At 58.8% G+C, this 6,950-nt stretch carries 6 protein-coding genes and 2 tRNA genes; 3 read left to right on the top strand and 5 right to left on the bottom strand.

The genetic code is table 11. From position 1 onward, the window contains the following. The 3 genes from tuf to AB5Y83_RS15365 all read right to left on the bottom strand — a co-directional run. The coding region (tuf, locus tag AB5Y83_RS15375) for an elongation factor Tu (protein ID WP_139441922.1) at positions 1-1,157 on the bottom strand (1,157 nt) is incomplete at its 3' end. A gap of 171 nt (positions 1,158-1,328) precedes the next feature. After that, positions 1,329-1,403, bottom strand: a tRNA-Gly gene (locus tag AB5Y83_RS15370). Positions 1,404-1,441: 38 nt separating this feature from the next. Beyond that, positions 1,442-1,526, bottom strand: a tRNA-Tyr gene (locus tag AB5Y83_RS15365). A gap of 263 nt (positions 1,527-1,789) precedes the next feature. Here AB5Y83_RS15365 and coaA point away from each other — a divergent pair. Then, positions 1,790-2,728 carry a type I pantothenate kinase gene (coaA, locus tag AB5Y83_RS15360; protein WP_005339877.1) on the top strand — a complete coding sequence of 313 codons (939 nt, stop codon included), beginning with the start codon at positions 1,790-1,792 and terminating at the stop codon, positions 2,726-2,728. Between the two features lie 78 nt (positions 2,729-2,806). On the opposite strand, the gene birA is transcribed toward coaA, so the two are convergent. Together birA and murB are read right to left on the bottom strand one after the other, a co-directional pair. Further along, positions 2,807-3,772, bottom strand: a complete 966-nt coding sequence (gene birA, locus AB5Y83_RS15355) for a bifunctional biotin--[acetyl-CoA-carboxylase] ligase/biotin operon repressor BirA (protein ID WP_069555544.1) — start codon at positions 3,770-3,772, stop codon at positions 2,807-2,809. Next, positions 3,769-4,806 carry a UDP-N-acetylmuramate dehydrogenase gene (murB, locus tag AB5Y83_RS15350; RefSeq protein WP_368175457.1) on the bottom strand — a complete coding sequence of 346 codons (1,038 nt, stop codon included), beginning with the start codon at positions 4,804-4,806 and terminating at the stop codon, positions 3,769-3,771. Before murB ends, birA begins: the two co-directional genes overlap by 4 nt. A gap of 127 nt (positions 4,807-4,933) precedes the next feature. On the opposite strand from murB, the gene AB5Y83_RS15345 reads away from it, so the two are divergent. Next, a complete protein-coding gene (locus tag AB5Y83_RS15345) occupies positions 4,934-5,587 on the top strand; it encodes a TrkA family potassium uptake protein (RefSeq protein ID WP_005339863.1) in 654 nt (217 codons plus the stop codon). Then, on the top strand, positions 5,584-6,939 hold the full coding sequence (locus AB5Y83_RS15340; RefSeq protein ID WP_005356363.1) for a TrkH family potassium uptake protein: 1,356 nt from the start codon (positions 5,584-5,586) through the stop codon (positions 6,937-6,939). The genes AB5Y83_RS15345 and AB5Y83_RS15340 overlap by 4 nt, the downstream gene beginning before the upstream one ends. Positions 6,940-6,950 lie beyond the last annotated feature (11 nt).

The following is a 6,950-nucleotide window of genomic DNA, read 5'->3' as shown; positions in this document are numbered from 1 at the left end:
GCACCTACGGTACGGCCACCTTCACGGATAGCGAAACGCAGGCCGTCGTCCATCGCGATCGGAGCAATCAGGGTAACAACCATCTTGATGTTGTCGCCCGGCATTACCATCTCTACGCCTTCCGGCAGTTCGATGGTACCGGTCACGTCGGTAGTACGGAAGTAGAACTGCGGACGGTAGCCTTTGAAGAACGGGGTATGACGACCACCTTCCTCTTTGGACAGCACGTACACTTCAGATTCGAACTTGGTGTGCGGCTTGATAGAACCCGGCTTGGCCAGTACCTGACCACGCTCTACGTCTTCACGCTTAACACCACGCAGCAGCGCGCCGATGTTCTCGCCTGCACGACCTTCGTCCAGCAGCTTACGGAACATTTCAACACCGGTACAGGTGGTAGAAACGGTATCTTTGATACCAACGATTTCTACAGTCTCACCTACTTTAACGATACCGCGCTCTACACGACCGGTAACTACGGTACCACGGCCAGCGATAGAGAATACGTCTTCGATAGGCATCAGGAACGGCTGGTCAATCGCGCGCTCCGGCTCCGGGATGTAGGTATCCAGGTGGCCAGCCAGCTCGATGATCTTCTCTTCCCACTGAGCGTCGCCTTCCAGCGCTTTCAGTGCGGAACCACGAACTACCGGCAGGTCATCACCCGGGAAGTCGTACTCGGTCAGCAGTTCACGAACTTCCATCTCAACCAGTTCGAGCAGCTCTTCGTCATCAACCATGTCACACTTGTTCATGAACACGATCATGTACGGGATACCAACCTGACGACCCAGCAGGATGTGCTCACGAGTCTGCGGCATCGGGCCGTCAGTCGCTGCTACTACCAGGATCGCGCCGTCCATCTGGGCAGCACCGGTGATCATGTTTTTAACGTAGTCGGCGTGACCCGGGCAATCTACGTGGGCGTAGTGACGGGTAGCGGTGTCGTATTCTACGTGGGAGGTGTTGATGGTGATGCCACGCTCACGCTCTTCCGGTGCCTTGTCGATCTGGTCGAAGGCGAAAGCTTTACCACCGAAGTGCTTGGCCAGCACGTTGGTGATAGCTGCAGTCAGGGTGGTTTTACCGTGGTCAACGTGGCCGATGGTACCCACGTTAACGTGCGGTTTATTACGCTCAAATTTTTCTTTAGACATGATCGTCCCTCTAAACTAACGCTGAGTACGCGGTGGCAAGCTAACCACAGAACAGTTTATATGATGGATTTGAATCTGGTGGGAAAGAGAAGAGAGGTACTGATGGCTGGTTCGCTTGCCGAACTCACCCTAGGGTGCGGCTCTGCTAACGCCTGAGCCATATCAGCATCTTGGAGCGGGCAGCGGGAATCGAACCCGCATCATCAGCTTGGAAGGCTGAGGTAATAGCCATTATACGATGCCCGCATTTCTCTAACCCAAAGAACTCAAACCGCAGAGAAATATGGTGGAGGGAGAAGGATTCGAACCTTCGAAGGCAGAGCCGTCAGATTTACAGTCTGATCCCTTTGGCCGCTCGGGAACCCCTCCAGACGCCAGATTGTCACAACGGTAATTCTGCTTGCACCCGTTGTGTTTATCGCTTTTGCACGGCAAATAGACGACAGACAGTCAAGCGTCGCGCATTTTATTGTAAGGTTTTGGGGGATGCAACCATTGAACCCGGCAAAATATGCTTTATTGCTGGGAAGTTTGCAAAAAAGCGGGGGCAAACAAGCCAATCCTGCTGCGTCCCTTGTCGCTCCCCCCCCCTTGGTGTATGGTCGCCGTGCCCAAGAAACAGTGATGACACCATGACGACAGAGCATAACCCCTATCTGCAATTCACCCGCGAACAATGGGCGTTATTGCGCGATTCGGTCCCCCTGACCCTGACCGAACACGATCTGCAGACCCTGCGCGGGATCAACGAGAAGGTGTCATTGCGGGAAGTGGAAGAGATATATCTGCCTCTCTCCCGCCTGCTCAATCTCTATGTCAAAGCCAAACAGCGTCGCAGCCGGGTGCTGGAGCAGTTCCTCGGCCAGTCCCGCGGCAAGGGCACTTATATCATCAGCATTGCCGGCAGCGTGGCGGGGGGCAAAAGTACCACAGCCCGTATTCTGCAGGCCCTGCTGGAGCGCTGGCCGGAACATCCGCGGGTGGAGCTGGTCACCACCGACGGCTTCCTCTATCCCAACAAGGTACTGGAAGAGCGCGGCCTGATGCGTCGCAAGGGGTTCCCGGAATCCTACGATATCCGCCATCTGGTGGAATTTGTCGCCAATATCCGCGCCGGTCACGAGAAGGTCGAAGCGCCGGTTTACTCCCACCTTATCTACGACATCATTCCCGATGAGAAAAAGGTGGTGGAGCAGCCGGACATCCTGATCCTGGAAGGGCTCAATGTGCTGCAAAGCGGCATGGACTACCCTCAGGAGCCCCATCGGGTCTTCGTGTCAGACTTTGTCGACTTCTCCATCTATGTGGATGCCGATGCCGAACTGCTGCGTACCTGGTATATCGAACGCTTCCTGAAATTCCGCAGCGGCGCCTTCTCGGATCCCGACTCCTACTTCCATAACTACGCCAAGCTGGCGGAGAGTGAGGCGACCCAGATCGCGAGCAACATCTGGCAAGATATCAACTATCTGAATTTGCAAGAAAATATCCTGCCAACGCGTGAGCGAGCCAACCTGATCATGACCAAGGGCCATGAGCACGCCATCGAGCAGATCAAACTGCGCAAATGATGACTGCAGTTGCCAAATAGAAGAGGGGGCCCGCAGGCCCCCTCTTCTATTTGGCATCATGAGCGGCCTTGCTGACCCTCAGTCGCCCCGGCGCAGGGAGAGCTCGCCCCCCAGATAGAATTTGATCCCTTCGCCTGTCTCCAGTCGCAGGGCGCCGCGATCGTCGATACCACGAGCGATGCCGCGGATCTCCTGATCCCCCATCAGCAGGCGCACCGGGCGACCGGCAAAGTGATCGAGCCGGTTCCACTCATCGACAAAGCTTGCCAACCCCTGTTGCTCAAAGGTGTGCAGCGCCCGCTGCAGATGGACGATCATCCGGGCCGCCAACTGATTGCGATCCACCAGCTCGGGATTGATGTGGCGCAGCTCGGCCCAGGCCTGATCGATCTTCTCCCCTTCACGGGCAGGCATCGCCAGATTGAGACCGATGCCGATCACCAGATGACAGCTGGCCCCGGCGCTACCGCTCATCTCCACCAGTATTCCCGCCAACTTGCGGCCCTGATAGTAGAGGTCGTTCGGCCACTTGAGCTCGACGCCTTGATAGCCAAGGGACTCCAGCGCTTCAACCACTGCCACGCCGACCGCCAGACTCAGCCCCATGGCCGCCGCCATGCCTTGTTCCAGCCGCCAGTACATGCTGAGGATCAGCTGGCAACCAAACGGCGAAATCCAGGGTTTGCCACGACGACCGCGCCCGGCTGTCTGGCACTCGGCCAGACAGCTCTCGCCAGAGCGCAGCTCATTGACCCGATCCAGCAGGTGTTGGTTGGTCGAGCCAATGACCGGAAAACAGTGCACCGGCGCCATCGGGGCCAGTACCTGCAAGGTGGCCTGATCATAGAGCGCCATCGGCACCGCCAGCCGGTAGCCCTTGCCGGTCAGGCTAAAGAGATCCAGCCCCAGCTCCTTGAGCGCCGCCATGTGTTTGCTTACCGCAGCCCGGCTGATGCCGAGCTGCTCACCCAGCTGCTCGCCGGAGTGAAACTGGCCGTCGCTAAGCAGAGTGATCAGGGTCTGTCTGATGGGAGTAAGGGTCATGAGAGCACCTCGTCGAGCCAGGTTTCACCATGCGCACCCATAAAACGCACCTCGTGCTCCAGCACCACGCCAAACGTCTGCTCCACGCTGTCACGGACATGAGCCGCCAGCGCGATCAGCTCCATGGCACTGGCGCCCCCCAGATTGACCAGCACCAGCGCCTGCTCCTGATGAACAGCGGCGCGGCCAATGGCGAAACCTTTCAGACCGCACTGATCGATGAGCCAGCCCGCCGCCAGCTTGGCCTGCCCTTCTCCAGCCGGATAGCAGGGCATCTGCGGGTAGCGCGACTTGAGCGACTCCGCCAGCGCGGCAGGCACCACCGGATTTTTGAAGAAGCTGCCCGCATTGCCGAGTACGGCGGGATCCGGAAGCTTGGCCATGCGGGTGGCACAGACGGTATCGAAGATGGCCTGCGCCGAAGGCGCGTCACCGAGCGCCGCCAGCGGGCCATAGCCCAGCACCGGTTGCCACGCCTTGGGCAGTTTGAGCCCGACGGCGGTGATCAGGTGGGAATCCTGATACTCGTGTTTGAAGATACTGTCGCGATAACCGAAGCGGCACTCTGCCGCCGCGATCCGTTCAATCTCGCCACTGTGCCAGTTGAACGCCTCGACATAGGCGCAGAAGTCGGCCAGCTCAACGCCATACGCACCGATGTTCTGCACCGGCGCTGCACCGACCGTACCGGGAATGAGCGCCAGATTCTCCAGCCCGAACCAGCCCTGTTGCAAGGTATGACGCACCAGCTGATGCCAATCTTCACCCGCCGCCACATGGAGCAACCAGTGATCGCCGCCATCTTCAGCGGTAATCCCCTTGAGCCGGTTGAGCACCACCAGACCGAGAAAATCCGTGGTGAAGAGCATGTTGCTGCCGCCGCCCAGATTGAGGCGCGGCAGCTGGTTGAGCTGCGGGTCGGCACGCAGGGTCGCCAGATCGGCAACCTGCTCCACCTCGGCCAGCCAGAGGCAGTACGCATCGAGGGCAAGGGTGTTGAGCTTCAACAAGGAGGCGTTGGCATTCAGTTTCATCGGTCTATCCCGGCTTGGTGCAAGGGCGCAGTCTACCTCAAGTTACCCCATGACGAAAAACCCGAGCCCTTTTCGGGGGAATAGCAGTGGTTTAGAGTAGGCGACTTCAACTGCTGAGGAACAACTCATGAACAACCAGTTTGCCGTCATCGGCCTGGGCCTGTTTGGCAGCGCGCTGTGCGAAGAGCTGCAACGGCAAGATGCCGAAGTACTGGCCATCGATATCGACGAGAGCAAGACCCGGCAAATCGCCGCCCTCTGCAATCACGTTATCGTGGCGGATGCTACCGACGAGGCCACCGTAGCCGAGCTGGGACTGGCCAATTTCGATATCGTCTTCGTTGCCATCGGTGACAACCTGGAGACCAGCATCCTCACCACCCTCGTCTTGAAAGAGGCAGGCGTGAAGAAGGTGTGGGTCAAGGCGCGCGACAAGTTCCACGCCAAGATCCTGCAGAAAGTGGGCGCCGACAAGGTGATCAACCCGGAGTGGGACATGGGCCGCCGGGTCGCCCAGAGCATGCTGGACAACCGGCTGTTCGACTATCTGGAGCTGGGCCACGACATGGTGCTGACCGAGTTCGTAATCGGCCTGCAACAGAACGGCCGGGAACTGGGCGACTTCCACCTGCTGCAACAGAGCGATTTCCAGCTGCTCGCCATCAAGCGTGGTGATGTGCTGCACAACGTGCTGACCGGCAAGATGGAGCTGCAACTGGGCGACATCCTGATCCTGGCGGGCAACAAGCACGCCATCGACCACTGGCTCGAAACCCTATGATCAACTGGCGCAGCAGCTACGCCTTCGCCCTCCATCGGGAGCAGGACTCTCGCTGGAGCGAAGCCCGGCTGATCCTCGGCAGCTTTCTGATCATTCTGCTGATTGGCACCATCTTTCTGGTGCAACCCTCCAGCCACAATGGCGAGGTTACCTTCGTCAACGCCCTGTTTACCGCCACCTCGGCCATCAGCGTGACAGGTCTTGGCGTGGTGGATACCGGCACCGCCTTTACCCTGCAGGGGCAGATTTTTCTGTTGATGCTGATGGAGATCGGCGGTCTGGGCCAGATGACCATGACCCTGCTGCTGATCGCCATCTTCAGCAAGCGGGTCGGTCTGCGCCAGCAGGTACTGGCCAAGGAGGCGCTGGGACAGGAAGGCTCGGTCAACATCATTCAGCTGGTCAAACGGATCGTGCTGTTCGCCTTTATCGCCCAACTGATCGGTACCGGCATCATGGCGATCCGCTGGGTGCCCGAGATGGGATGGGTGCACGGCCTCTATGTCAGCTTCTTCCACGCGGTCTCGGCCTTCAACAACGCCGGGTTTTCGCTGTTTGCCAACAACCTGATGGACTATAGGGACGACCCCATCATCAGCCTGACCATCGCCGGTCTGCTGATCCTGGGAGGGATCGGCTTTACCGTCATCGTCGATCTGGTGCGCAACCGCCGCTGGCGCAAGCTCAAGCTGCACAGCAAGCTGATGCTGCTGATGACCCCGGCGCTGCTGCTGGCCGGTACCCTGATGTTCTGGCTACTGGAACACAACAACCCGGGCACCCTCGGCAAGGCCGGTATCGGTGGCCAGCTGCTGGCTGCCTTCTTCCAGTCTGCCAGCGCCCGTACCGCCGGTTTCAATACCATAGATATCGGGCTGATGACCCCGGCAGCGTTGCTGTTCCTGATGATGTTGATGTTTATCGGTGCCGGTGCCACCTCAACCGGTGGTGGTATCAAAGTCACCACCTTCGCCGTAGTGCTGCTGGCGACCAAGGCATTTCTGACCAAACGGCCCCATGTCACTGCTTTTGGCCGCACCCTGTCGCCCCAGATCGTGACCCGATCGCTGGCCATCATCATCGTCAGCACCATGGTGCTGATGCTGGCGATGTTCCTGCTGATGGTGACCGAGGATCTGCCGTTCGACAAAATCATGTTCGAGACCATCTCGGCATTTGCTACCGTCGGCCTCTCCACCGGCATCACCGCCTCCCTGAGCGAGCCGGGCAAGCTGATCCTGGTGCTGGTGATGATCTGCGGCCGTCTCGGCCCCCTGACCCTGGCCTTTATGCTGGCCCGCCCGGTCGAGACCCGCATCCGTTATCCGGAAGAGAACGTCTATACCGGCTGACCGGTTATGAA

Origin of the sequence: Aeromonas sp. R5-4 (genome assembly GCF_040908215.1) — a bacterium.
Classification (GTDB): domain Bacteria; phylum Pseudomonadota; class Gammaproteobacteria; order Enterobacterales; family Aeromonadaceae; genus Aeromonas; species Aeromonas veronii.
The sequence above is the reverse complement of the archived record's forward strand: the minus strand, read 5'-3'. Positions and strand labels throughout refer to the sequence as shown.

Coding starts and splice junctions, on each gene's coding strand:
- coaA (WP_005339877.1), top strand. CDS start 1,790: ATGACGACAGAGCATAACCCCTATCTGCAATTCACCCGCGAACAATGG.
- birA (WP_069555544.1), bottom strand. CDS start 3,772: ATGACCCTTACTCCCATCAGACAGACCCTGATCACTCTGCTTAGCGAC.
- murB (WP_368175457.1), bottom strand. CDS start 4,806: ATGAAACTGAATGCCAACGCCTCCTTGTTGAAGCTCAACACCCTTGCC.
- AB5Y83_RS15345 (WP_005339863.1), top strand. CDS start 4,934: ATGAACAACCAGTTTGCCGTCATCGGCCTGGGCCTGTTTGGCAGCGCG.
- AB5Y83_RS15340 (WP_005356363.1), top strand. CDS start 5,584: ATGATCAACTGGCGCAGCAGCTACGCCTTCGCCCTCCATCGGGAGCAG.